The following is a 24,832-nucleotide window of genomic DNA, read 5'->3' on the forward strand; positions in this document are numbered from 1 at the left end:
TGAGGGTGGAGTTCCGACAAAAAGAAAACCGGACAGAGTACGCTCTGCCATGGCTCACGCGTGATGTGTCAGGGCAGAAGGACACCCTTCCGCCCTGAGGCTTGCATCAGTTTTCCGGCGCGTTGGGGAAGAACAACTGCTGATCGGCCACCTTGTAATTCGCGATCGCGTCTTGACCTTCGTCCGACACCAGCCAGTCCGCGAAGGTCTGCGCGGCATCCACGTTCACGGACGGGCATTTCGCCGGGTTCACCGGGATCACGCCATATTGGTTGAACATGTCCTCGTCACCCTGCACGGCGATCTCGTAATCCTGCTTGTTGCCGAAACTGATCCATGTCGCCCGGTCGGTCATGACATAGGCGCCCATGCCGATCCCCGCATTGAGCGTCGCGCCCATGCCCGAACCGGTCTCGCGATACCAGTCGCCGCTGGCTTCGGTGGGATCGACGCCGCTTTCGCCCCAGAGCGCCACTTCCTTCTTGTGCGTGCCGCTGTCATCGCCACGTGACGCGAAGAGCGCGCCTTCCTCGGCGATTTGCGCCAGAGCGCCCTGCACATCGTTCATACCGCCCACACCCGCCGGATCGGCGGAGGGGCCGACGATGACGAAGTCGTTGTACATCAGGTCCGTGCGTTCGGTGCCAAAGCCCGCAGCAACGAAATTCTCTTCCGACGGCTTGGCATGCACGAGCAGCACGTCGCCGTCGCAGTTCTCGGCGTTCTTGATCGCCTGACCTGTGCCCACCGCCACGACATTGACCTGGATACCGGTTTCCTCCTGGAAAATCGGCAGGAGGTAATCGTAAAGGCCCGAGTTGGCCGTCGAGGTGGTCGATTGGACGATGATCGACTGATCCTGCGCCCAGGCGGCACCTCCGATGATCAGTGCGGCCGTTGTTGCCATAAGGTGTCTTGCATGCATGTTGGTTTCTCCCTTTCTTGATGTCTCAGACGACGATCCTGCCGTTCAGGTAATCCCGGGCCGCGGCACAGCGGGGCTCGGGGAAAAATTCGGTCGCCGGGCTATGCTCGGCCACGCGCCCGCGATGCAGGAACACGACATCGTCGGCCATGCGCCGCGCCTGCCCCATGTCGTGGGTCACGAAGATGATGCGCACGCCCCTGTCCCGCGCGTCGCTCACGATCCGCTCGATGGCGAGGACCGAGGCCGGGTCGAGGCTGGCGGTCGGCTCGTCAAGGAACATGACCTCGGGATCGGTGGCAAGCGCCCGTGCCAACGCCAATCGCTGCGCCTCGCCGCCGGACAGCAGCCGCGCGGGCTGGCCCGCCTTGTGCGCGAGTCCGACATGGTCGAGCAGCGCGTCGCGCCGGGCGCGATCCTTGCCGCGCGCCTTGAGGACAAAGTCGATATTGGCCGCCACGGACCGGCGCAGAAGGACCGGTTTCTGGAATACCAAGGCCTGTCGTGCGGTAACCTCCATCGCGGCATGGCCGCCCCAGAGAATCTGACCCTCTGTTGGCTGCTTGAGGCCGTGAAGCAGCTTCAGGAGCAGGCTCTTGCCCGACCCGTTCGGCCCCATGATCATCGTGCAGCCCGACGCGCCGAGATCGAGAGACACTCCGTCCAGCACGGTTATTTCGCCGAAACGCAGCACGAGATCCCGAACCGCAAGCGGCAGGATCGGCGGTCTCTGCGCCACCACCGCATCGGTTGCGGCAGTCATGGCCATCGCGTCAGACATAGGCTTGCCGCGCCGCTGTCATCCGCACCGACTGGACCGCCGCGTTCACGCCAAGCGCGATCACCAGCAGGATGAGGCCCAGAGCCAGCGCCAGCGCCAGATCGCCTTTCGACGTCTCGAGCGCAATCGCCGTGGTCATCACGCGCGTCAGGTGGTCGATATTGCCGCCCACGATGATCACCGCGCCAACCTCCGCCACCGCGCGGCCGAACCCCGCGAGCCCGACGGTCAGGAGCGAATATCGCGCGTCCCACAAGAGCGCCTGTATGGTCTGAAGCCGGGTGAGGCAAAGCGAGCGGAACTGCTCGGCGTATTCTGTATGCAGGTCTTCGAGAACTTGCCTCGACAGGGCGGCAACGATGGGAGCGATCAGGATCGTCTGCGCAATGATCATCGCCGTCGGCGTGTAGAGCAGCCCCAGAAACCCCAGCGGCCCCGAACGCGACAGGTGCAGGTAGACAAGCAGCCCCACCACGACCGGCGGCAACCCCATCAGCGCATTCATCACGATCAGAACGGCATTGCGCCCGCGAAAGCGCCCTATGGCAACAAGCGCCCCGACCGGTAGCCCGATCAGGCAGGCAATCGCCGTCGCCGTCAGACTCACCCGGAGTGAGAGCAAGACAATCTCAAGCAAATCCGCGTCCCCCGACAGGACAAGGGCGACTGCAAGGCTTAAGGCATCCCCGATGCTTTGCAAAATTTCCCCCCGACTGCATGAATTTCCATCGCCGCGACAGCTATGCAGCTATATAATGGAAGTTCAAGGCCGGTTTCGCTGTAAATACGGATCAGATTCCAAGCCTACCTGAAATTGTAAGCAGAATCGATGCAAATAAATGCAAAATTTCCCGAGAGGCGTGTGACAAATGCAAACTGCATGCGCCTGAATGAACCGGCGCCCGGAAGCTGTTCGGACACATCAAACGACGGTCGAGGGCTGCGCGCCACCTCGCCCTGATAGCGGATGATCGTCGCGCCGGAAGCAGACCCCATCACCGATGCGGCGCAGTCAGCCCTTGGCGCATCTCGTGACGCACTGCGAGTATCGACGCACCGACCACGAGGGCCGCGCCAAGCAAGAGTGCGACACCGGGCGTTTCGCCGAAAAAGACCATGCCCACCACCGCAGCAACGACGAAACGGATATAGGGCACAGGGGCCAGAGCACTGGCCTCGCCAACACGATAGGCCTCGATTGTCAGCAACATGCCGAACGCGCCCAGCAGACCCGTCAGACAGACCAGCGCCGCATCTCGAAGCGCCAGCGGCTCCCAGAGAAGCCATGCAGCCGGCGCGGACCCGATGGTGGTGACGACACCGATCCATGTCATGATCGTAATTGTGTTCTCGGTCCGGCCCAGCAGGCGGTTCAGGATGACGATGGCCGCGCCGCCGGCGGCGGCAACCAGACCGATGCTGACCCCGGTGACCGAGACATCCGCGGCAGGTCCGACCGCAATGGCAATGCCGACGAACCCGATGATCGTCGCGGCCCAGCGGACCCGGCCCACATGCTCGCCAAGAAGCGGCGCAGCCAGGGCGACGACGAACAGCGAGGTCGTGAAGGTCAAGGTCGTCGCAAGCGCCAGATCGAGCATCCGGAAACTGGTATAGTACAGCCACCACATCGTCAGGCTGGTCAGGCCCCGGATGATGTGCAGCCCGGGCCGTGATGTCGCGAGGCGGCCCCAATCTCCGATCCGCCAGATGATGACAAGCGACAGCGCAAGCTGCGAGGCGGAGCGGAAAAACACGATCTGCGCCTCGTTCGCCACAGGCGCCGTGGCCCGCACCAGTGTCGCCTCGAGCGTGAACAGGACGGCGGCAAGGGCCAACAGGATCGCGCCCCGCAGATTGTCTGCGGTCACGACACCCGCGTGGGATTTCGAGGACTCCATGGACAGCTCAGGCGCTCGAAGACGCCAACGCCGGAGCGAATTTCCCTGCGAGGTAGTCGAGATAAGCAGTTGGATCGTTCGGTGCCGCCCCGATCGTGTCGAGGATTTCTCGCCTGCTGCGTGATCTGCCGTGACGCCAGACAAGATCCCCGAGTGCGGCGCGCAGGGAGGCGGTTTCGCCCGTGTCCAGCTCCTGCCGGATATCCGGGCGCGTGGCATCGAGATGCGCCATGATCTGGGCCGCCGTGACATTGCCGATCGTATAGGTGGGGAACGACCCGATATAGCCCGACGACCAATGCACATCCTGAAGACAGCCCAGATCGTCGCCGGGCACGGTCAGGCCAAGATCCCGCTGGATCGCGGCGTTCCAGACCTCGGGAATGTCGGTCACCTTCAACGATCCGTCCATCAGCGCCATTTCGATCTCGACACGCAGCATGATGTGGATGTCATAGCTGAGTTCATCCGCTTCCACACGGATGAGACCGGGCTCGACGCGGTTCACCGCAGCGATGAAGTCACCTTCGCTCACATCGGCAAGCTGGTTGGGGAAGGTGTCGCGCAGCCGGGCAAAATTCTGCGCCCAGAAGGCCGGGCTGCGGCCAACGTGGTTCTCCAATAGCCGCGACTGGCTTTCATGCATGCCGAAACTCGTTCCGGCCACGGCATAGAGCCCGATCATGTCGGTCGCATGCACGGTTCTGGTGATCGACGGGTCAGCCCCCAGTTCATAAAGCGCGTGACCGGTTTCGTGGATCGAGCCGAAGATCGACATCGGCAGGTAGTTGCGGACCCAGCGCGAGGTGATCCTGACGTCATTGCGGGTGAAGCTGATCTCGAACGGGTGGACCGTGGTGTCAAGGCGGCTGCGGCTGTCATCCAGCCCCAGAAGGCGTGCCGTTTCGTCCGCAAATGCTTTCTGATCGGCCTCGGGATAGTCGCGATACAGGAAGTCGGTGCGCGGCTTGGAACGACCCCTTGCAGCGTCGAGGATGGGCAGGATGCCGGTGCGCAAATCCTTGAAGAAAGCGCCGAGCGACGCGGCGGTTTCCCCCGGTTCGAAGATTGCGACCATCGGGTCGTAGGGATGGTCCTGGTATCCAAGCGCCTCGGCCTGTTCGCGGGCAAGCGCAACCGTCCGCTCCAGATAAGGCCGGAAAAGCGTGAAATCCGCCGCCGCGCGGGCTTCGGCCCATGCCGCACCGGCCATCGTGCTCTGTTCTGCCTGGGCGCGCAAGAGATCGGCTGGAATGCGTTCATGGTGGAGGATTGCTGCGTGCACCGCCTCGGCGGCGCGACGCTCGGGATCGAACGGATCGCGCCCGGATGTCTGCTCCATCGCTGCCGCGACAGAGTCCCGCATTTCGGGGGCCAGGATCATGGTCCGCGCGATGCCCTTGAGCGTTGCGATCTGGTGACCCCGCGTTTCGGCCCCGCCTTTCGGCATCATGGTGCGCGAATCCCAGACCAGCGTGTTCACGGCACAGAGCACATCGTTCAGGCGGGCCACCAGTATGTTCAGATCGTTCATGCTGCAGCCTCCTGCCCCACGCCACCATCGTTAAGGTGACACGCCACGGTCCGCCCAGCCCCGGCATCGGTCAGACGGGGAATTTCCACCCGGCATCGCGGCCCGGCAAACGGACAGCGCGGATGGAACGCACAGCCCGGCGGCGGGTCGATGGGCGACGGGATCTCGCCCTTGATCGGGCGGAAATCCTGGCGGCCGGTGCCCAGCGTCGGAACCGAGGCAAAAAGCGCTTGCGTGTAGGGATGCTTCGGTTCGGCATAAAGCCGCTCCGCGCTGGCCAGTTCGACCACGCGACCAAGATACATGATCGCGACCCGGTCGCAGACATGACGCACCACGGACAGGTCATGGCTGATGAAAAGCGCCGTCAGGCCAAGGTCGCGACGCAGATCGAGGAACAGGTTGAGCACCTGCGCCTGGATCGACACGTCGAGCGAGGCCACCGCCTCGTCGAGAACCAGCAGATCGGGCTGCATGGCCAGCGCCCGCGCGATCGCGATCCGCTGCCTCTGGCCACCGGAAAACTGGTGCGGCAGACGGTCGGCATAGTCACCTCTGAGTCCCACCTGCTCAAGCAGCGCGCGCGTCTTGTCGCCAACCTCCGCTGCTGAAACAATCCCGTGGGTGCGCGGACCTTCCGAGATGGTTTCTCCCACTTTCATCCGGGGATTGAGGCTTGCGAAGGGATCTTGGTGGATCATCTGCACGCGAGTGGTCAGCTTGTTGACGTGGTCTTCCCGCCCCGTGGCGACCGGCTTGCCATCAAGCAGGACCGTGCCCTCGGTCGGCGCGTAGATGCCCGAAACGATACGGCCCAAGGTGGACTTTCCACATCCGGACTCACCGACGACCCCAACCACTTCACCGCGCTCGACGGTCAGAGATACGTCGGTCACGGCATGGACCGCCCCGCCAGCGGAACGCCCCGCAAGGCGTGCGGCCACCTTGTCGGCCAGCGTGGCCTTAAGCGGGAACCGCTTGGAGACGGTGTCGATTTCAAGAAGCGGCGCGGTCATGTGGTCTCCAGAGGGTGGTGGCACAGGGCGGTGTGGTCTCCGAACCGCGCAAGCGGCGGCGCAGAGGCACACAGCTGGGTCGCGCGGGGACAGCGATTGCGGAAAGGGCAGCCCGACGGCAGATGTGACAATTGCGGTGTGGAGCCGGGAATTTGCGGCAGATGCGTCCCGGGCGCGTGTTGACCCGGCACGGAATCAAGCAGGCCGCGCGTATAGGGATGGCGTGGCTGGCCGATCACCTCTTCGGCGGTGCCGCGTTCGACGATCTTGCCCGCATACATCACGCAGATGTCGTCAGCGAGCGAGGACACCACCGCAAGGTCATGCGTGATCCAGACAATCGCGGTATGTGTCTCGTCCGCCAGACGGCGCACCTCGGCGAGGATCTGGCCCTGGATCGATACGTCGAGCGCTGTTGTCGGCTCATCCGCGATGATGACCGCGGGCCGGTGCAAAAGGGCCGTTGCGATGGCGACGCGCTGACGCATCCCGCCGGACAATTGGTGCGGATAGGCGGCAAGCCGCTCCTCGGGCGACGGGATACCCACCGTGCCAAGCGCATCGCGTGCCCGTTCCAGCGCCTTGGCCTTGGACATCGGCTCATGCACGCGTACGGCCATCGCCATCTGGTCGCCGATCCGCAAGACGGGGTTCAGGGTCATCATCGGGTCCTGGAACACCATCGACACCTTGCGTCCCCGCATGGAGCGCAGATGATCCGGCGACAGGCTGCGCAGGTCCGTCTCCTCGACTATCACCCGGCCATCCGTGACGCGGCCCGGCTCGTCGATCAGGCCGAGAATGGAGAAGCCGGTGACGGACTTGCCGGATCCGCTTTCCCCGACAAGGCCCATGATGCGGCCCCGGTCGACGGAAAAGCTCACGTCATCGACGGCGGTCACGGTGCCTCCACGCGTGTCGAAGCGCGTTGTCAGCCCCTGGATATCAAGCGCCGCACTCATCGCGCATGCCTCGGATCAAGCACGGTGCGGACCTGGTCACCGACCAGATTGATGGCGACGACAGTGATCATCAGGAAGATCCCCGGATAGATGGACAGCCAGTAGCGGTCGGAATGGATGTACTTGAAGCCGTTCGAGATGAGCGATCCAAGCGACGGCTCGGTCAGGGGCAGGCCGACCCCGAGAAAGGACAGTGTCGCTTCCAGCGCGATGGCCGATGCCACCTGTACCGTCGCCACGACGATCAGCGGCGGCAGAACGTTGGGCAGGAGATGCTTGAAGAGCACACGCCAGGTCGGAAGCGGTGTCGCCCGCGCAGCTTCGATGTAATCCTTGCCGCGTTCGACCGTGGCGGCACCATGGGTGGTGCGGGCGAAATAGGCATATTGCGCGACGACAAGGGCAAGGATGATCTGGATGACGCCCTGTCCCAGGACCGCGACCAGAACCAGCGCCAGCAGGATCGCGGGCATGGACAGTTGCAGGTCGATGATCCGCATCAGCAGGGATTCGACACGCCCGCCGAAATAGGCCGCCGTCAGACCCACGGATATTCCGATGACCAGCGCCAGCGCGCCCGCCGACAGGCCGATGGTGAAACTGGTCCGCAGCCCGTAGAAGATGGCCGACAGCATGTCGCGACCCGCATTGTCGGTTCCCAGAACATGCACATAACCGCCCGTTCCCACCTCGCCGGGACGCAGAAACGCGTCAAGCCAGTCCAGCATTGCCATGTCATAAGGGTCTTGCGGTGCAACCAGCGGCGCGCCGAAGGCCAGAACAAGCAGCGTGACGATCACGACAAGCGCGGCCACGGCCACCTTTGACGCCCTGAAATCGGACCAGAAGTTCTTGATCCGCATCGCGCGGGTTTCGATCGGCGCGGCGGCAGGTTCGGCGAGCGTTTCGCCCGTGGTCGTGGCAACGTCGCTCATTTCGATCCTCCCAGCCGCACGCGCGGGTCAAGCCGGGCGTAGACGATATCGACGGTGAAATTGATGATCACGAACAGGATCACGACGAGGATCAGGTAGGTGACCATCACCGGACGGTCGAGCTGCAGGATCGAGTCGATGATCAGCTTGCCGACCCCCGGCCAGTTGAAGACGCTTTCGGTGACGACAGCGAAAGCCAGCGTCGAGCCAAGCTCGAGTCCGAACACCGTGACAATCGGGATCGAGATGTTGCGCAGGACATGGCTGAAGACGATCTGCCTGTCGGGCAGGCCCTGCGCACGGGCGAACTTGACGTAATCGGTCTGCATCGCCTCGACCATTCCTGCACGCGCAAGTCGGATCATCAGACCCATCTTGAAGAGCGACAGGTTGATCGCGGGCAGGATGACGTGGCTCCAGCCATTCGCGGTGGCAAGCGAGGTCGAGATCCCGAGGATTGTTCCCTCATCACCCCGACCACCCGAGGGCAACCAGCCGAGTTCGACCGCGAAAGCCATGATGAGCAGCATGCCGATCCAGAAGGTCGGAACCGAAAAGCCGAGGATCGACAGTGCCATGATCGCCTTCGCCGCGACACTGTTCGGACGGTAGCCTGCATAGATACCGGCAGGGATGCCGATCACCGTAGCGATCGTGATCGCGACCAGCACCAGCTCAAGCGTCGCGGGAAGCCTGGAGAAGACCAGCCCGGTCACCGACGTGTTGTAGACCATCGACCGACCAAGATCACCTTGCGCGACATTGGCAAGAAACGTGACGTATTGCCGCCAGAGCGGCTGGTCGAGACCGTATTGCCGGATCAGGTTTTCACGGATCTCTGCCGTGGCGCCCGGGTCGATCATCACGTCAATCGGGTTGCCGATCGCGTAGACGCCCACGAAGACGATGATCGACATCGCAAAGACAACGACAATCGCCTGTAAGAGCCGACTGATGACAAATCCGAGCATGAGGCCTCGCTGAATGTGGAAATGGGCGCCCCGGTCAGGGACGCCCGGTTTGATTTACTGTTCGCCGACGGGCGAGATTTCGTAGGCCCGGGTTTCCTGATCGACACGCGGCGTGAAGGTCAGCGTGTCCGCATCAGCTGCCCAGACGGATTGCAGGATGACCGTGGGGATCAGCGCCCGGTCTTCCATCGCGATCATCGAGGCTTCCTCGTAGAGTTTCCGGCGCTCTTCGGCGTCCAGCGTCTGGGTTCCGCGAACGAAAACCTCGTCGAACTCGGGGTTCGAATAGCCGGTGCGGTTGAAGTTGCCGAAGCCTTTTTCCGGGTCCTTGCTGTGGATCATCGCGCCATAGGTGTAGGCGGCTTCACCCGTCAGCGTGCCCCAGGCCGACATCGCCATCGTGTATTCCTCGTTGGCCGCAGCCGGGAAGAACACGGTGCCGTTCAGTGCCTGCGCATTTACCGTCAGACCCAGACGCGACCACATCTGCGCCAGAGCCTCGCAGACGACGGCATCGCCGGGAACGCGGTTGTTGGTGCAGGTGAAATCGACCTCGAACCCGTCCGGATACCCGGCCTCGGCAAGCAGTTCGCGCGCCTGCTCGATGTCGTACTCTTTTGCACCAAGCTCGTCGGTGTAGCCGAAAAAGCCTTCGGGCATCAGCTGGTTCGCCGGAGTCCCCAGCCCTTCGAGCACGACATTGACAAGCACGTCACGATTGATGGCCAGATCAAGCGCCTTGCGGACACGTAGATCCTGAAGCGGGTTGCCTTCGACCTCTTCGCCGTTCACGCGGATCGGCTGCGGCTCTTCGTCCTTCACCGACGGCTGGACGTTCAGGATGTAGACCGAATCCGAGATGAAGGTCTCGATATCGGAATTGTTCTGCATCGAAAGGTAGTCGGTCGCAGGCACGTAGTTGATCAGATCCACCTGACCCGAGCGCAGAGCGGCGACGCGGGCCGCGTCATCCGGGATTTCCTTGCGCACGACACGTTCCCACGGGGTTTCACCGCGCCAGTGATCTTCGAAACGCTCCAGCACCAGATCACCCTTGGGTTCCCAGGATACGAAGCGGTAAGGACCGGTGCCGACAGCAGCCTCCCCCGAATTGAACTCCTCGTTGCCGACACCTTCGCCGGTTTCGGACGGCACGACGAACAGGCGTGTGAAATCGTTCGGCAGCGCCGGGGCAATGCCCTTGGTCTTCACACGCAGCGTGTAGTCGTCGATCACTTCGACCGACTCCACGTATTTGGTATAAAGTGTCATCGACATCGGGCCGGTCACTTCCGGGATACGCTCGATCGAGTACTTGGCGTCCTCGGCGGTAAAAGGCGTGCCGTCGTGGAACGTGACACCTTCGCGCAGCTTGAAATCCCACGTTGTGTCGTCGACAGGTTCCCAGCTTTCGGCAAGACCGGGCTTGAGCTGAAGCGTGTCGTCAACATCGACAAGCGTATCGTAGATGTGGCGCAACGCTTCGGCCTGGCTGCCGAGCGTCGACCAGTGCGGGTCGATGGAATCGGGACCTGCGCGCAATCCGATGACAAGCTCCTGCGAGAAAGCTGCGGGCGCCAAAGACAGCAATACCGCCGTGGCGACGCCCGTCTTGAGTGTATGTCTGAGCATGTTTCCTCTCCGTTGGATTGTTATAGCTGTGTGATACACTACGGAAGCATTTGACCTGATCCGTCAACCACAATTTGGAAGCACGGGCATAAAAAGTGAAGTTTTTAAGCACAAGCGGAATAAATTTGCTTGAGCGACTAACTGTTATCCGTCAATGATACAGTATGGACCAAGACCTGACACATATCGGCAATACGTTCGAGAGGCTGGCGCTTGCGCTCGACAAGACGTCGTCGGTCTCTGTCTCGGTTCAGCTGCGTGGCGCTCTGGAATACGGGATCGCGTCGGGCGACATCCCGCCGGGCACCCGCCTGCCATCGGTGCGGCGGCTGGCGAGCCACCTTGGTCTGTCACCCGTCACGGTAAGCAATGTCTACGCAGCCTTGCAAGAGGCAGGCCATGTGCAGAGCCGTGTCGGCACCGGAACCTTCGTGGCCGATGGCGGCGTGTGCCACCACCAGGCGAAATCCCTTCGCGAGATCGAGCGGCGGATCGGCGAACTTGTCCGCCTTGGCGTCGAGGTAGGTCTCTCGCGGGCAGAACTTGCCTACCGCGTATCCACCGCCCCCGAGCGTCCGGGCCATGTCAGGCTTCTCATGTTGGGGACATTCCAGGACGCGACCGAAGCCTATGCCGAGGACATTCGCCCCTATCTGCGCCCCGGCGACGAAATCATCGCGCGCACGACCGAACAGCTGGCGCGGAACCGCCCTGAAGGCATCGGGCTCGTCGTCGCGCCGCGAACCCTGCGCGTCGAGGCTCAGTCATATTTCCCGGGCCTGCCGGTTGTCGGCATTACCCTCATCCCGAAAGAAGCGACCCGGATCGCCCTTGCCGCGATCTCGCCGCAGGCGCAGGTCGCGATCGTCTCGTATTTTCCCGAATTCCTGCCCGTCATGCGGACGGGCATCCTGCGTTTCGCGCCCCATGTCACCCGCATCACATCGGCGGTCTGGGAAGACGATACACTGTCCGAGGTGATCTCACGCGCGGATGTGATCATCCACTCGACCGGAGCCGAGGATTTGCGCCGCGAGATGCAGCCCGATCAGACCGCCATCGAATACCGGCACACGCCGGACAGCCATGCCATTGAAACAGACCTGCTGCCGGCGATCGACGCCTGCCGCAGCCGGACACCAGACCATAAGGGGCAAAATTCTTGAAAATTTCCGAAAGCAACTGGTTCGAGGTTGAACGCTATCTCGAAACGGACGACCGCTGCGTCCTGCCCCTGGGATCGACAGAGCAGCATGCCTACCTGTCCCTATCGGTGGATTCCATCCTCTCCGAGAAAGTCGCGGCTGATGCCGCAGAGCCGCTTGGCGTGCCGGTCTTTCCTGCGGTCGCCTACGGCCTTACCCCGTATTTCATGGCCTTCCCCGGCAGTGTGTCGCTCAAGCTTGCGACATATGCTGCGCTGCTGCGCGACATCCTCGATAGTCTTTACGCAACGGGTTTTCGCCGCATCCTCATCGTCAACGGCCACGGCGGCAACAGCCCGGTGCAGCCCGTCACGATGGAATGGATGGAAGCGAACGAGGGCGCGCGATGCCGGTTCCACGACTGGTGGCGCGCGCCGCAGACATGGGCCTGCGTGCAGGACATCGACCCCGTCGCCTCGCACGCGTCCTGGATGGAGAACTTTCCCTGGACCCGGCTTCCGGGCCGTGACCTGCCGGACACGCAGAAGCCATTTGTGCCCTTCGACCGCCTGCGGGATCGCAACGCAGCCGGAGTGCGCGAACTGATCGGAGACGGCAATTACGGCGGCGTATACCAGAAACCCGAGGCCGACACCGACAAGCTCTGGTCCGTTGCCGTGGAAGAGACGCGCAGCCTGCTCGAAGGCGACTGGACATGAGCGAACCGATCCTGATCTGGGGCGCCGGAGCCATCGGGGGCATCCTCGGGGCCTATCTCGCCCGTGCGGGACATGCGGTTCACATGGTCGATATCGTCGAAGCCCATGTCGAAGCCATGCGCAGCGATGGCCTGCATGTCGAAGGCCCCGTCGAAACCTTCACGCAGGTATTGCCGGCCAGCACGCCAACCGAATTGCAGGGACAGTTTTCGCGCATCATTCTTGCGGTGAAGGCGCATCACACCGAAGCCGCGCTCGACATGCTGGTGCCACATCTGGCGCCCGGGGGCTACGTTGTGTCAGCCCAGAACGGTCTGAACGAGATCGTCATCGCAGACCGCATCGGTGCCGAAAACACCGTCGGCTGTTTCGTCAATTACGGGGCCGACTGGCTGGAGCCGGGTCGCATTCTCTATGGCAACCGCGCCGCTGTGGCGATTGGCGAACTTGACGGACAGATCACCGACCGCGTCCGCGAGATCCATGCGCTTTTCAGCATTGTCGAGCCGGAGGCGGTTCTGACCGACAATATCTGGGGCTATCTCTGGGGCAAGCTGGGCTATGGTGCGTTGCTTTTTGCAACAGCCCTGACGCCGCTTTCGATGTCGGACGCGATGGCAAACCCGGATCACCGGGCCGTCTACCAGGCGCTTGGACACGAGGTGATGCGCCTTGCGGATGCCCAGAACATCCGCCCTCTGGGATTCAACGGGTTTGATCCCGATGCGTTTCTGAAAGGCGACCAGGCCGGGATGGATGCCTCGCTGGCCGCGATGGTCGAACACAACCGGCACACCGCCAAGACGCATTCCGGGATCTGGCGCGATCTGGCCGTCCGCAAGCGCCGTACCGAGGTCGATGCACAGGTCGGTCTCCTGGTCGAGCTTGGCGAAAAGCACGGCGTGAAGACACCGACACTGTCCCGCCTTGTCGAATTGATCCATGACATCGAGGACGGCCGCCGCGCACAATCTGCTGACCTGGTCGATCTCATGGTGCCGCTATGCAACTGAGTTTCGAGAACCGCGTCTTTGCCGTCACTGGGGCGGCCCAGGGGATCGGGCGCGCCATCGTCACCACGCTGGCCGACGCCGGGGCGACGGTTGCCGCCATCGACATCGACGCAGACGGCCTGTCCCTTGTTGCCGATCACGCCTCCACCCACGCCGCCGACCTTGGCAGCCGCGACGGCGTGCATGCGGTCATCGCGGATATAGAAGCGCGATATGGGCGCATCGACGGGCTTGTAACCGCGGCAGGCGGTGTCCGGGGCCAAGCTGGCCGCCCGATAGAGGAAATCTCGGAAGACGACTGGCGTGCGATTTTCGCCGCCAATGTCGATGCTGCGATGTGGTGCGCCCAGGCGGCGGCACCGGGAATGAAAGCGCGCGGCTGGGGGCGTATCGTGACGATCTCGTCGGGGGCGGGCTTGCGGCCAAGCCTGACCGGGATCCAGGCCTATGCGTCGGCCAAACACGCTCTGGTCGGGCTGACGCGACAGCTTGCGCTGGAGCTTGGCCCGCACGGGGTGACTGTGAACTCCGTGGCGCCGGGCTTCGTCCTGTCCAACCCGTCCACCGAACGCCAATGGGATGCGTTCGGTCGGGACCGGCAAAAACAGATCGTCGAGGGCATCCACATGCGCCGGCTTGGCCGGGCCGAGGATATTGCCGATGCCGTCGCCTTTCTGGCATCGGACCGGGCCGGGTGGATCACCGGGCAGATCCTGTCGGTCGACGGGGGCCATGCATGAGCGAGCCGCATGAATGGGATGACGCCACATGGCGGGCCACGGTCGGACAGGTCCGCGCCGGGCGCAATCTGAAACCCGCGACATGGCCCGGCGGCGCGCGTTGCGCCGTCGCTCTGTCCTTCGACAGCGATCACGAGACCAACGAGCTGCGCGATGGCGGTCTGTCACCCGCGCGTCTGTCCTGGGGCGAGTTTGGCACGAGACGTGGCATCCCGCGCATCCGCGCTGCTCTTGATCGGCATGGCTTCAAGGCCAGCTTCTTTGTCCCGGCCGTGTCGGCCCTCCTGCATCCCCAAGAGCAGCAGGAGTTGGCGCAGGACGGACACGAGATCGGGCTGCATGGCTGGATCCACGAGGTCAATTCGCGTCTGGACGCCACCACCGAGCGTGACCTGATGCTGCGCGCCGCCGACACGCTGGAAACCATCACCGGCACCCGTCCGGTGGGCATGCGCACGCCCTCCTGGGATTACAGCCCCAACACGCTGTCCATCGCCCGCGAGATGGGACTGCTTTATGACAGTTCGCTTTTTGCCGATGACGACCCCTACGAAATCGTTGCGGATGGTGAACCCACCGGCATCGTCGAATTGCCCGTCGAATGGATTCGCGACGACGCGGTCTATTTCATGATGAACCGCTTTGGGGCGCAGCGGCCCTACACGCCCCCCGAGGCCGTTCTCGACATCTTCACCCGCGAATTCGAAGGCGCCTATGACGAGGGCGGCCTGTTCCTGTTGACCATGCATCCGCATGTCATCGGCTATCGAAGCCGAATGTTCATCCTCGAAACCCTTCTCGACCGCATCGCTGCCAAAGGCGACTGCTGGGTCGCCACACATGCCGACATCGCGCGCCACTGTGCTCGCACTGCAGGACTGAAAGGACACTCATGACCTATGCTCTCGCCGTTCATGGCGGTGCCGGAACCATCCTGAAATCCCGGATGACACCCGAACTGGAAACCGCCTACCATGCCGGGCTTGCCCGTGCGCTCGAAGCCGGACAGGCTGTGCTGAAGCAGGGCGGGGCCGCTCTGGATGCAGTCACCGAGGCGGTGTGCGCGCTCGAGGATGAGCCCCTGTTCAACGCAGGACGTGGAGCCGTGTTCACCGCAGAGGGCAAGCAGGAGATGGATGCCGCCATCATGGACGGGGCCAACCGGCGGGCCGGCGCGGTCGCCGGTCTGTTCGGGCCGCGCAACCCCATCCGCCTCGCTCGCGCGATCATGGAGCGGACCGAGCATGTCATGCTCATCGGCGACAACGCCTTGAGGATCGCGCGCGATGCGGGCCTTCCCTTCGAAGAGGCGCCCTATTTCTTCACGCAGGCTCGCTGGGATGCGCTGCAAGAGACACTGGAGATGCGCGCAAGAGGCGAGGAAAATGACGACCCCGCCCGCCGTCATGGCACGGTCGGTGCCGTCGCCCGCGACACGCATGGCCACGTGGCGGCAGCAACCTCGACCGGGGGTATGACCGCCAAGGCGCCCGGTCGCGTCGGGGACACCCCCTGCATCGGTGCCGGATCGTTCGCAGATGATGCAAGTTGCGCCGTCTCCGGCACCGGCCATGGCGAGATCTTCACCCGGTGGACCGCGGCCGCCGAAATCAGCGCCCGGATGCGGCATCTTGGCGAAACCGTGGAGCAAGCGGCGGAATTTGTCGTCATGAACGATCTTGCCCCGAATGACGGATCGGGCGGGGTGATCGCGATCGACGCGGCAGGCCGGATCGCGATGCCGTTCAACTGCGAAGGCATGTACCGTGGGTCGGTCGGAAGTGACCTGCCCCTCAGCACGTTGATTTACCGCTGACTTGGCCTTGGGCCCGCGAACCTGAGCATGGAAAGCACCATGATCGAAACCGAGCGTCTGGTGCTGGTGCGGCCCCAGGCAAACCATCTTCCAGCCTATACTGCCTATTGCGCCAGTGATCGGAGCGTGTTCGTGGGTGGGCCCTTTGACGCCGTGGGCGCCTTCGAGAAATTCGCGATCATGGCGGGGCATTGGACTCTGCGGGGCAACGGACGGCTGGTTCTGATCCACAGGGCCTCCGGCAACCCGATCGGGCATGTGGGGGCGCTCAGGCTGACCCTGGAAGAGCCACCTGACCTGACATGGGCGTTATGGGACGGGACCTGTGAAGGGCAAGGATACGCCTATGAAGCAGCAACAGCCTATCTGCGCCATGCGCTCCGGGATCCGGGTTTCGACCGCATGTTGATCCGGATCGCTGAACACAATCGGCGGTCACATAGATTGGCGGAACGGCTGGGGGCCCGGCGGGATCCCTCTGCACCTGCGCCAAGCTGGGCACCTGACATGGTGACATACGACCTTCGCTTGCCTGCGAATTGAGATCGTCGCCCTGGTGAGCTTGAGACCAGGCGGTGGTCGCGCCGACAAGTTTCCGTGAGCTTGCGGAACTGCGGAAACAATGCCTCTTCCCCGACGTTAACCGCGCATATCAGAGGAGGTATTCAAAATGAAACGAACACTGATCGGCGGCGCAATTGCCGTGATGGCAAGCGCCGCACTCGCCCAGCAAATGGCGGGAACCGAGGCCGACCAAACCTATGCGGCGCAACTCTGGGAGATGATGGTCGAGGCGGATCTGGCTGGAGAAAACCGCATCCACGCCTACCCGTACGCGGGGACCGACCCTCATGGAATGATGCTGGAGACCTTTTATTCCGAGGCCACCGTGGACGGGCATACCGGTGTGCTTGTCGTGAAGAACAATTACGGACCGCAAGGCGTGACCGCGGACGAGGTCATCGCCAGCCCCGACGCGCATCTTGGCTCGGTCACGATCATGTTCCAGCGCGAAGAGGGATATGACCCGGAGACCAACAACTGGTTCTGGGCCAAGTATCTGCCCGATGGCACGCTCGATCAGAACCCAGCCGGAATGGCGCTTGCAGGACTGGTGGGCAAGAATGCCGATGCCGGTTGCATTGCCTGCCACCAGGGCGCGGGCGGCGACGATTATCTTTTCACCACCGATGCGGATCTGACGGTGGACTGAAACGTCACGGGGTCGTGTCGGTGGGTGCCGAACATATCAGTTTCGCACAGCCACCGCGCGCGACCCGAGGCCTCCCTGTGATGTCGGTCGTGTCTCTTGATGGAGACCACACGGAAGATGCGCGCGCGATGAGTGCAAAACACAGATCGCACGGGCCACGGCGGAACCAGAAGAGATTTGCCGCCGTTCTTGTTGCAAGCCAGCCGGTTCGCAAGACTGCCACCGTAGAAGGACCGGAGAGGCGCTCTTGAAGACCAGACGGAGACTGCAAGCCCATGACCGACCCGATCGAAACCGGAGAGATACACTTTTTCTACAGGGTCAAGATCGACACCGAGGACGTGTCGGGGTCAGGCGATGTGCAGCGCCTTTTCATGGCCTTGGTTCCGGATGAAACAACGCGGGCGCGGCTGTTCATTGTCGGGCGCAAGAGACTGCCCGACATCATTCCCGGCGAGTCCGACCCGACCGAGCGCAACTGGCTGATGGTGTCGAGCGTTGACAGCCCCGAGACTGTCGGACGTGAACTGCACCCAGTCCGGTACGAGACCAAGACACGTGGCGAGCGCGAGGTGCCGCAGGCCGTTCCCGCCGGCTCGGGACGCTACGCGATCGTGTCTCATGACGATGCGACGCAGCTTGCCTACAGACTGTCCTCTCCTGGAACACCCGGCGAAGCGCAGGACGCTCTCTGCATCCGGCCGGAAGCGCGCTACATCCTGTCGGTGCGCAATCCTTCGCTTGACGTCCCGGGTTTCCCGGATGCCGAACCGGATTATCCCGACACACTTGCCGACAAGTTCGCAGACGAGCGCTGGATCGACATCTCCGACCCCCGCCTTCTGGACTACGAGAAAGCCCAGTTGGTGATGATCGGCGCAAGCGAGGACCTCTCGGCGCTGAATGTCGATCTTGACGGAAAGTCCGACCCGTTTTCGACCTTCGGCCTTGATGCCGATGTCTGGCCGGATGCAACCCTGCACAAAGGTGAATTCGTTGCGCCCGAAGACGGCCCCGATGACAAGCCTGAGCCGGTCGCGCCAGCAGGCGACCGAAGCAAGGGCGGAAGACGTGGTGGTGCCACAGCCGCCGGAACCGACTCTGCCGCTGGTGTCGCGTCCGCGCTCAAGGGCGTTTCCTTTCCGTCGGGCAGGTCGGGCCTCGTACAGCAGGCCCGCCACAACGACGCCCCGGACGAGGTTCTGGAACTGCTCCAGGACATCCCAGATCAGGAATTCGAAACGATGGCCGACGTGACCAAGGCCGTCGGAAAGGTGCGGTGACATGGCACAGTATCGCTGCGAGCTTTGCGGCGCCGAATTCGACACCCGTTCGGAATATCGTCGTCACATGCAGACCTCACATCCGGCGCGCGCGCCCTCCGCTGCCGATCTGGAACACGCGCTGGCAGGGGTCGATTTCCCCGCGCGGCGGGACGCGCTGACCGAGCACGCACGGTCAAGTGGCGAGAACGAGATCGCGGATATCGTTCAGAACCTGCCGGACCAGTCATATCGGGACGCCGCCGAGGTCGCGCGCGCTTTCGGCAGCCTGCGCAGCCATGAAGAAAAGCCCGGACATCAACCCAGCGTCCGCGGCGGTGCGGCGGCACTGGAGGCCCCTTCGGCGGCCCGCTTTGCGAGCCTGTTCAAAGGTCTGCAATTCCCCGCCTCCCGCGCAGACTTGCAGGACCACGCCGAAGCCGAAGCCACCGACGACGAGATGGACACCATTCGCAGACTGCCCGATCGCACCTATGCGGACATGTCGGACGTCGCCAAGTCCTTTGGCGATGTCAGGGAAGAGGATCAAGGCTGAACCTGCCCTCGAAAACGCCAGGTTCGCAAGATGGCCAAAGGTCGTTTCGAGAGATCAGACACATAGCGGAGTTGGTATGGCTGACAGTGATACGATAATCGACAGGCTGCTTGACCGGCACGGGCGCACCTATTGCGACGAGCTTGGCATCGACATAGCGAAGAACACGCCAAGCCTGCTGTTCCGCTGGCTTGTCGCGTCGATCCTCTATTCCGCACGGATCAATGCGGACAACGCGACCCGGACGGCCTCGGCGCTGACGGATGCCGGGATGACCACGGCCGACAAGATGGCGGCAGCGAGCTGGCAGGACCGCGTCGACGTGCTGTCAACGAGTGGCTACAAGCGGTTCGATGAAAGCTACAGCCGAAACCTCGGCGACATGGCAGAGACGCTGCGGGACGATTACGGCGGGGATCTCCGGGAATTGCGCGCGGCGGCCGATCAGGACCCCCGCGAGATGCGGAAACGGCTGAAGGCGTTCAAGGGTCTCGGGGAGGTCGGCATCGACATCTTTTTTCGGGAAGTCCAGTTGGCCTGGCCCGAACTTCGGCCTTTCGCCGACAAGAAGGCGTTGAAAGCGGCCAAGAAACTGGGACTGCCAACAACAGCCGAGGGGCTTGCCGAAAAAGCCGGCGAGGAGGATTTCCCCCGTCTGGTCGCAGCCTTGGTCCGTACCGAACTGGCGAAAGATCACGAGGTCCTGAAAAGCTGACGCAAATAATTTCAGGGTGGATTGCGAGGCAGGTTTCTCCAGCCTCGGGTCATCCGGGCCTGCGCGGCGGGCAGGTGATACACCTGGAACCGCGGAACGGCCCCTCAGCTTATGCCCATGCCCCCCTCCCCGCGATACAAGGTGCTGTCGACGACACCCGGAGCGATGATTGCGCTCCAATCGGCTTGGATTCATGGAACGTGACCGATAGCGTCAAACGAGGAAACGGAGGGCGCAGGTGACGAAATCTGAACAGGACAAGAGCGCGGCGGGTGTACCTGTCTGCGCCATCGGTGCGTCTGCCGGCGGCGTCCAGGCTCTCAAGGAGTTCTTCCGCCACGTTCCGGACGATCTGGGGCTGGCCTATGTCGTGGTCATCCATCTTGCGCCGGATCACCCCAGTGCGTTGAGTGACATTCTGGCGACGGTCACGTCCATGAACGTGCTCAAGGTCAAGGACTCGCCAGAGCTGAAGCCGAACTGCGTCTACGTGATCGGGCCGGATCGCGAACTGGTGATCGAAGGCAACAACATCGCGTCGCGCCCCTTCGCCGATCCGCGCGGCAAACGCGCACCGATCGACATGTTCTTCCGGTCGGTCGCCTCGGCCCGTGGGGACGGCCTTGCCGTCATTCTTTCGGGGGCCGGATCGGACGGGGCGCTCGGGGTGCGTGCCATCAAGGAAGGCGGCGGCGTGGTGCTCGTGCAGGAACCTGCCGACGCGGAGTTCCCGATCATGCCGCGCAACGCGCTGGCGTCCGGGGTGGCCGACATCGTGGCGCCGATTCCGCGCCTGGTGGAGCGGATGGTGGAAGTCGTCCAAAGCAAGGAGGCCGTCCGCTCGCTGTCGCAGGACACGGCCCACCAGCAATTGCAACGGATCGTCGGCTTTCTGCACGCCCGCACCGGGCATGATTTTTCCAGCTACAAAAGGGCAAGCGTCATGCGCCGGGTGGCGCGCCGGATGCAGGTGACGCGCTGCGCCAGCCTGTCGAACTATTCCGACTACCTGACTGCCAATCCCGAGGAAGCCCAGGAACTGTTCGGCGATCTGCTGATCTCGGTGACCTCTTTCTTCCGCGACCCGGACGCCTACGAGGTTCTTGCGCGCGAGGGAATCCCCGCGTTGTTCGACCATGCCGAAGGCGACGGAATCCGCGCGTGGGTCGCCGGCTGCGCCACCGGCGAGGAAGCCTACAGTCTTGCCATTCTTATTCTCGAAGAAGCCGAGAAGCGCCAGGTCAGGACACCCATACAGATCTTCGCATCGGACCTGGATGAGGGCGCGCTCGCCACCGCGCGGGAAGGCCGCTACCCGGCCACCATCGAGGCTGACGTCAGTGAGGAGCGGCTGAAACAGTTCTTCACAAAGGAAGGCTTGCACTACCGCGTCAAGAACGAGGTGCGGGACATCGTGCTGTTTGCGACGCACAGCGTTCTGAAGGATCCGCCCTTCCTGCGGCTGGACCTTGTGTCCTGTCGTAACCTGCTGATCTACATGGAGCGTCAGCTTCAGCGCGAGGTCTGTGCGCTGTTCGCATATGGGCTCAAGTCCAACGGGCTCCTGTTTCTCGGGTCCGCAGAAACCACCGATGCCACGCCCGAACTCTTCATGCCGCTTCACCGGGAAGCCCGCCTGTACCGGGCGCGCGAACTTGCGTCGAAAACCCTTCCGGTGGTTTCGCGGATGCCGCAAGAGCACAAACCACCGTCAATCGGCGCTCCCGACCAGAAACGGGGCCCCACGGTCGACAGATCCGCCGGGGCGATGCACATCGCGGCACTGGAGCAGGTGGCACCCCCAAGCATCCTGGTGGACCACAGCCATCATGTCCTGCACCTCTCGCCGCATGCGGGCCGCTTTCTGCTGCCTTCGGCCGGGCCGGTCAGCACCGACGTGGTCGACATGATCCGGCCGGAACTGCGGCTGGACCTGCGGTCGGCGGTACGGCGCGCGCTCGATCATGGGCTGCCGACGCTGACGATGCCGATCCCGGTCGAATTCGACAACGGTCGGCGGCGGGTGATCCTGCAGGTGTCGCCGGTGACACCCGAAGACGGCGTGGCAACCTCGCGGGCGCTCGTGATCCTTCTGGATGGCGGACCCGTTGCGGAGCGCGAAACCGGCGCGACGGACGGATCGCGGGACGAAACGCAGCGGCTGCGTGACAGCCTCGATGCCGCCGAGACGCGGCTCAGCGCGTCGCAGGCCGAACACGAAGCGACGATCCAGGATCTTCGGGTGGCGAACGAGGAACTGCTGTCCATAAACGAGGAATACAGATCCACGTCCGAAGAGCTCGAAACCTCCAAGGAAGAGCTCCAGTCGATGAACGAAGAGCTCCGGACGGTGAACTCGGAGCTGAAAAGCAAGCTCGAAAGCATCGGAGCCGCGCATAGCGATCTCAAGAACATCGTCGCGGCGACCGATATCGGGACGCTGTTTCTGGACAAGAAACTGCGCATCAGGATGTTCACACCGCGCGTCGCCGAGCTTTTCAACATCACCGAACTGGATGTGGGCCGGGCGATCACCGATTTCACGCACCGTCTTGATGACGACGGAATCTCGCGGGATGTGGCAGGTGTTCTGCGCGACCTGATCCCGACCGAACGCGAGGTCCGGACGCAGGACGGTCGCTGGCTGGTCATGCGGCTGCGGCCCTACAGGACGATAGATGAACGCATCGAGGGTGCCGTGGTCACCTTCATGGACGTGACCGCACAACGCGAGACAAGCGAACGACTTCGCCAGAGCGAAGACCGCCAAAGCTTCCTGCTTCGGCTGTCCGATGCCTTGCGTCCACTGACCGATCCGGCCGAGATTCAGACCGAAGCCTGCCGTCTTCTGGCCGAGCAACTGGAGGTCGACCGCGCCTATTTTCTGTGCGTGGATGAAGAGACCGGCGTCGGGCGGGTTGTTGGCGATCATGCCCGCCTCGGTCTTCCCGCCCTGCCCCGCGGCCATCCGATGGGCGAATTCGATAGGTCGACCAGTGTCTTCCGATCGGGCGAATGCCTTGTCATGACGGATGCCGAAGAGTCGGACACGGTTCCCAAGCCGGTACGCGATGCCCACGCAAAACTGGGGATCGTGTCGTGTATCGGCGCGCCGATGGCGCGGGATGACCAGTTGTCCGCTGCCCTCTTCGTCGGGTCCGGTACCCCGCGCACATGGCAGGAACCCGATATGGACCTCATGCGATCGGTCGCGGACCGTCTCTGGTCGACGATCGAAAAGGCCACCGCCGAGAAAGCCTTGCGTCAAAGCGAAGAGCGTTTCCGCGCCCTGATACGCGCCACCTCCGATGTGCTTTACCGCATGTCGCCGGACTGGGCCGAAATGCTGGAACTCAGAAGTGACGGTTTCCTGGCCGAGACCGGCGCCGCAGATGACACCTGGGCGGATCGCTATATCCTTCCGGAGGATCAGCCGCGCGTCCGGGCGCGGGTCGAACAGGCCATCCGGGACCAGACCCCCTTCGAGATGGAGCATCGCGTGCGGCAGGCGGATGGAAGCATCGGCTGGACGGTCTCGCGTGCCGTGCCGATCTTCGACCCGCAGGACAAGATCACAGAATGGTTTGGGGCTGCCGGTGACATTACGGAACGACGCCGCGGCGAAGAGCGCCTGCGCAAGACACGAGACGCGCTGAGGCTGGCGACGCAGGCGTCCAAACTGGGTTGGGGCACCTGGAATTTTGCGACAGGTGAATCCGCGTGGGATGATCGCGCCCGCGAGATCATCGGCCTGTCCGAGACCGAAAACGACGTCTCGGACTGGATGGCCCGCGTACATCCGTCGGACCGGGAAAGGGTCGAGACCGAGATCGAAGCATGCTGGCGCGACCGGCGTCCGTTCGACCTCGAATACGGGGTGATCCATCCGGATGGCGTCGAACGCAAGGTGCATGGGACAGGCGACTTCCAGCCGGTCGAGGACGACGATTCCGTCCAGGGCACCGGTCTTGTCCGCGATGTCACGGACCTGCGCAGATGGGAAGAATCCCAGCGGTTGCTGATCGGAGAGCTGAACCACCGCGTCAAGAACATGCTGGCGGTCCTCCAGTCGATAGCGCGGCAGACCCAGCGTTCGACGTCCGGTGTCGACACCTTCATCGAGGCATTCGAACATCGTGTTCAGGCTCTTGCCTCGGCCCATGACATCCTGACCCGTCGGCAATGGAGCAGCGCGGATCTCAAAGAAATCGCCCGGGCCGCTCTCGACACCTTCACCGACAGCGACGACCGCGCGCATGTGTCGGGACCAAGGGTCGCGCTTGGGCCGGACGCGACCATTACTTTCGCCATGGCTCTGCACGAACTCGCCACCAACGCCTTGAAACATGGCGCTCTTTCAGGGCCGGAAGGGCGTGTGGACGTCAGTTGGAGTATCACGGAAGATCGAAAAGTCGTCTTGGAATGGGTCGAGACCGGAGGGCCGGAGGTCGAGCCGCCGAAGCGGCAGGGGTTTGGCACCCGGCTGCTGGAACGGAGTATCGCAAGGGAACTCGAGGCCGATGTGCGCGTTGAATACCGCAGAAGCGGCTATTACTGGAGGATGGAGTTTTATTCCGATGGAACGCTCTGAAAGAGCCGAGCTTCGGCTTCTTGTGGTTGAGGATGAAACCATCGTCGCAATGGAGCTCGAGGACATTCTGGGTGATCTTGGCCACGCGGTGCTCGGCTCCGCCGCCACCTGCGAGCAAGCCATGTCGCTCATCGAGAAATTCGCCGGAAAGATCGACGGCGTGGTTCTTGATGCCAACCTGCGCGGTCGCTCTGCGGCACCTGTCATGAAAGACCTCAAGGCGCGCGACATTCCCTATATTCTGGCATCGGGATACGGATCAGAGGAACTGTCCAAGCAAGGTTTCGACGGTCCCCAGATCAGCAAACCGTACCACAGCGGCGAAGTCGAAAAGGCGCTCGCGGCGTTGTAACGCGCAACGTGGCGGTGGTCTTTCCCCTGTCTCCTCAAGCCCAACGCCCCTGT

The 24,832-nt window shown here is 63.0% G+C and carries 23 protein-coding genes; 13 read left to right on the top strand and 10 right to left on the bottom strand.

What is annotated here, in order from left to right; translation table 11 throughout:
- Window positions 1-106 precede the first annotated feature (106 nt).
- The 10 genes from LCF60_RS05785 to LCF60_RS05830 form a co-directional block, all read right to left on the bottom strand.
- On the bottom strand, window positions 107-907 hold the full coding sequence (locus LCF60_RS05785; protein WP_292290334.1) for a substrate-binding domain-containing protein: 801 nt from the start codon (window positions 905-907) through the stop codon (window positions 107-109).
- 43 nt (window positions 908-950) lie between these two features.
- A complete protein-coding gene (locus tag LCF60_RS05790) occupies window positions 951-1,688 on the bottom strand; it encodes an ATP-binding cassette domain-containing protein (protein ID WP_292290336.1) in 738 nt (245 codons plus the stop codon).
- A gap of 10 nt (window positions 1,689-1,698) precedes the next feature.
- Window positions 1,699-2,406: an ABC transporter permease gene (locus LCF60_RS05795; RefSeq protein WP_292290337.1), complete on the bottom strand. Its 708-nt coding sequence runs from the start codon at window positions 2,404-2,406 to the stop codon at window positions 1,699-1,701.
- Between the two features lie 295 nt (window positions 2,407-2,701).
- A complete protein-coding gene (locus LCF60_RS05800) occupies window positions 2,702-3,577 on the bottom strand; it encodes a DMT family transporter (protein ID WP_292290338.1) in 876 nt (291 codons plus the stop codon).
- Window positions 3,578-3,614: 37 nt separating this feature from the next.
- Window positions 3,615-5,141, bottom strand: coding sequence for a carboxypeptidase M32 (locus tag LCF60_RS05805; protein ID WP_292290339.1), 1,527 nt, complete (start codon window positions 5,139-5,141; stop codon window positions 3,615-3,617).
- Complete coding sequence (locus LCF60_RS05810) at window positions 5,138-6,157, bottom strand: oligopeptide/dipeptide ABC transporter ATP-binding protein (protein ID WP_292290341.1); 1,020 nt, start codon at window positions 6,155-6,157, stop codon at window positions 5,138-5,140. Before LCF60_RS05810 ends, LCF60_RS05805 begins: the two co-directional genes overlap by 4 nt.
- Window positions 6,154-7,119 (bottom strand): ABC transporter ATP-binding protein, encoded by a 966-nt coding sequence (locus LCF60_RS05815; RefSeq protein WP_292290342.1) that lies wholly within the window; start codon window positions 7,117-7,119, stop codon window positions 6,154-6,156. The genes LCF60_RS05810 and LCF60_RS05815 overlap by 4 nt, the downstream gene beginning before the upstream one ends.
- Window positions 7,116-8,054: an ABC transporter permease gene (locus LCF60_RS05820; RefSeq protein ID WP_292290344.1), complete on the bottom strand. Its 939-nt coding sequence runs from the start codon at window positions 8,052-8,054 to the stop codon at window positions 7,116-7,118. Before LCF60_RS05820 ends, LCF60_RS05815 begins: the two co-directional genes overlap by 4 nt.
- On the bottom strand, window positions 8,051-9,025 hold the full coding sequence (locus tag LCF60_RS05825) for an ABC transporter permease (protein ID WP_292290345.1): 975 nt from the start codon (window positions 9,023-9,025) through the stop codon (window positions 8,051-8,053). Before LCF60_RS05825 ends, LCF60_RS05820 begins: the two co-directional genes overlap by 4 nt.
- 54 nt (window positions 9,026-9,079) lie before the next feature.
- Window positions 9,080-10,657 (bottom strand): ABC transporter substrate-binding protein, encoded by a 1,578-nt coding sequence (locus LCF60_RS05830; protein ID WP_292290346.1) that lies wholly within the window; start codon window positions 10,655-10,657, stop codon window positions 9,080-9,082.
- Between the two features lie 164 nt (window positions 10,658-10,821).
- On the opposite strand from LCF60_RS05830, the gene LCF60_RS05835 reads away from it, so the two are divergent.
- The 13 genes from LCF60_RS05835 (at window position 10,822) to LCF60_RS05895 (ending at window position 24,779) form a co-directional block, all read left to right on the top strand.
- On the top strand, window positions 10,822-11,823 hold the full coding sequence (locus LCF60_RS05835; RefSeq protein WP_292290347.1) for a GntR family transcriptional regulator: 1,002 nt from the start codon (window positions 10,822-10,824) through the stop codon (window positions 11,821-11,823).
- Window positions 11,820-12,521 (top strand): creatininase family protein, encoded by a 702-nt coding sequence (locus LCF60_RS05840; protein WP_292290348.1) that lies wholly within the window; start codon window positions 11,820-11,822, stop codon window positions 12,519-12,521. The genes LCF60_RS05835 and LCF60_RS05840 overlap by 4 nt, the downstream gene beginning before the upstream one ends.
- Window positions 12,518-13,534: a 2-dehydropantoate 2-reductase gene (locus LCF60_RS05845; RefSeq protein ID WP_292290350.1), complete on the top strand. Its 1,017-nt coding sequence runs from the start codon at window positions 12,518-12,520 to the stop codon at window positions 13,532-13,534. Before LCF60_RS05840 ends, LCF60_RS05845 begins: the two co-directional genes overlap by 4 nt.
- Window positions 13,525-14,274 carry an SDR family NAD(P)-dependent oxidoreductase gene (locus tag LCF60_RS05850; RefSeq protein WP_292290351.1) on the top strand — a complete coding sequence of 250 codons (750 nt, stop codon included), beginning with the start codon at window positions 13,525-13,527 and terminating at the stop codon, window positions 14,272-14,274. Before LCF60_RS05845 ends, LCF60_RS05850 begins: the two co-directional genes overlap by 10 nt.
- The gene (locus LCF60_RS05855) at window positions 14,271-15,170 is read left to right on the top strand and encodes a polysaccharide deacetylase (protein WP_292290352.1); all 900 of its coding nucleotides are present in this window, start codon (window positions 14,271-14,273) and stop codon (window positions 15,168-15,170) included. The genes LCF60_RS05850 and LCF60_RS05855 overlap by 4 nt, the downstream gene beginning before the upstream one ends.
- Window positions 15,167-16,090 (top strand): isoaspartyl peptidase/L-asparaginase, encoded by a 924-nt coding sequence (locus LCF60_RS05860; RefSeq protein WP_292290353.1) that lies wholly within the window; start codon window positions 15,167-15,169, stop codon window positions 16,088-16,090. The genes LCF60_RS05855 and LCF60_RS05860 overlap by 4 nt, the downstream gene beginning before the upstream one ends.
- Before the next feature lie 39 nt (window positions 16,091-16,129).
- On the top strand, window positions 16,130-16,633 hold the full coding sequence (locus tag LCF60_RS05865) for a GNAT family N-acetyltransferase (RefSeq protein WP_292290354.1): 504 nt from the start codon (window positions 16,130-16,132) through the stop codon (window positions 16,631-16,633).
- Window positions 16,634-16,760: 127 nt separating this feature from the next.
- Window positions 16,761-17,303 (top strand): cytochrome P460 family protein, encoded by a 543-nt coding sequence (locus tag LCF60_RS05870; RefSeq protein ID WP_292290355.1) that lies wholly within the window; start codon window positions 16,761-16,763, stop codon window positions 17,301-17,303.
- A 275-nt stretch (window positions 17,304-17,578) separates the two neighbouring features.
- Window positions 17,579-18,586: a DUF2795 domain-containing protein gene (locus LCF60_RS05875; protein WP_292290357.1), complete on the top strand. Its 1,008-nt coding sequence runs from the start codon at window positions 17,579-17,581 to the stop codon at window positions 18,584-18,586.
- A 1-nt stretch (window position 18,587) separates the two neighbouring features.
- Window positions 18,588-19,121: a DUF2795 domain-containing protein gene (locus tag LCF60_RS05880; RefSeq protein ID WP_292290358.1), complete on the top strand. Its 534-nt coding sequence runs from the start codon at window positions 18,588-18,590 to the stop codon at window positions 19,119-19,121.
- Window positions 19,122-19,197: 76 nt separating this feature from the next.
- Window positions 19,198-19,836: a hypothetical protein gene (locus LCF60_RS05885; protein WP_292290359.1), complete on the top strand. Its 639-nt coding sequence runs from the start codon at window positions 19,198-19,200 to the stop codon at window positions 19,834-19,836.
- 238 nt (window positions 19,837-20,074) lie between these two features.
- A complete protein-coding gene (locus LCF60_RS05890; RefSeq protein ID WP_292290361.1) occupies window positions 20,075-24,427 on the top strand; it encodes a chemotaxis protein CheB in 4,353 nt (1,450 codons plus the stop codon).
- The gene (locus LCF60_RS05895) at window positions 24,414-24,779 is read left to right on the top strand and encodes a response regulator (protein ID WP_292290362.1); all 366 of its coding nucleotides are present in this window, start codon (window positions 24,414-24,416) and stop codon (window positions 24,777-24,779) included. The genes LCF60_RS05890 and LCF60_RS05895 overlap by 14 nt, the downstream gene beginning before the upstream one ends.
- Window positions 24,780-24,832 lie beyond the last annotated feature (53 nt).

It is taken from the genome of Marivita sp., assembly GCF_020055635.1.
Classification (GTDB): domain Bacteria; phylum Pseudomonadota; class Alphaproteobacteria; order Rhodobacterales; family Rhodobacteraceae; genus Marivita.

Coding starts and splice junctions, on each gene's coding strand:
- LCF60_RS05880 (WP_292290358.1), top strand. CDS start 18,588: ATGGCACAGTATCGCTGCGAGCTTTGCGGCGCCGAATTCGACACCCGT.
- LCF60_RS05820 (WP_292290344.1), bottom strand. CDS start 8,054: ATGAGCGACGTTGCCACGACCACGGGCGAAACGCTCGCCGAACCTGCC.
- LCF60_RS05870 (WP_292290355.1), top strand. CDS start 16,761: ATGAAACGAACACTGATCGGCGGCGCAATTGCCGTGATGGCAAGCGCC.
- LCF60_RS05855 (WP_292290352.1), top strand. CDS start 14,271: ATGAGCGAGCCGCATGAATGGGATGACGCCACATGGCGGGCCACGGTC.
- LCF60_RS05815 (WP_292290342.1), bottom strand. CDS start 7,119: ATGAGTGCGGCGCTTGATATCCAGGGGCTGACAACGCGCTTCGACACG.
- LCF60_RS05830 (WP_292290346.1), bottom strand. CDS start 10,657: ATGCTCAGACATACACTCAAGACGGGCGTCGCCACGGCGGTATTGCTG.
- LCF60_RS05885 (WP_292290359.1), top strand. CDS start 19,198: ATGGCTGACAGTGATACGATAATCGACAGGCTGCTTGACCGGCACGGG.
- LCF60_RS05875 (WP_292290357.1), top strand. CDS start 17,579: ATGACCGACCCGATCGAAACCGGAGAGATACACTTTTTCTACAGGGTC.
- LCF60_RS05825 (WP_292290345.1), bottom strand. CDS start 9,025: ATGCTCGGATTTGTCATCAGTCGGCTCTTACAGGCGATTGTCGTTGTC.
- LCF60_RS05790 (WP_292290336.1), bottom strand. CDS start 1,688: ATGACTGCCGCAACCGATGCGGTGGTGGCGCAGAGACCGCCGATCCTG.
- LCF60_RS05860 (WP_292290353.1), top strand. CDS start 15,167: ATGACCTATGCTCTCGCCGTTCATGGCGGTGCCGGAACCATCCTGAAA.
- LCF60_RS05845 (WP_292290350.1), top strand. CDS start 12,518: ATGAGCGAACCGATCCTGATCTGGGGCGCCGGAGCCATCGGGGGCATC.
- LCF60_RS05810 (WP_292290341.1), bottom strand. CDS start 6,157: ATGACCGCGCCGCTTCTTGAAATCGACACCGTCTCCAAGCGGTTCCCG.
- LCF60_RS05835 (WP_292290347.1), top strand. CDS start 10,822: ATGGACCAAGACCTGACACATATCGGCAATACGTTCGAGAGGCTGGCG.
- LCF60_RS05850 (WP_292290351.1), top strand. CDS start 13,525: ATGCAACTGAGTTTCGAGAACCGCGTCTTTGCCGTCACTGGGGCGGCC.
- LCF60_RS05865 (WP_292290354.1), top strand. CDS start 16,130: ATGATCGAAACCGAGCGTCTGGTGCTGGTGCGGCCCCAGGCAAACCAT.
- LCF60_RS05785 (WP_292290334.1), bottom strand. CDS start 907: ATGGCAACAACGGCCGCACTGATCATCGGAGGTGCCGCCTGGGCGCAG.
- LCF60_RS05805 (WP_292290339.1), bottom strand. CDS start 5,141: ATGAACGATCTGAACATACTGGTGGCCCGCCTGAACGATGTGCTCTGT.
- LCF60_RS05895 (WP_292290362.1), top strand. CDS start 24,414: ATGGAACGCTCTGAAAGAGCCGAGCTTCGGCTTCTTGTGGTTGAGGAT.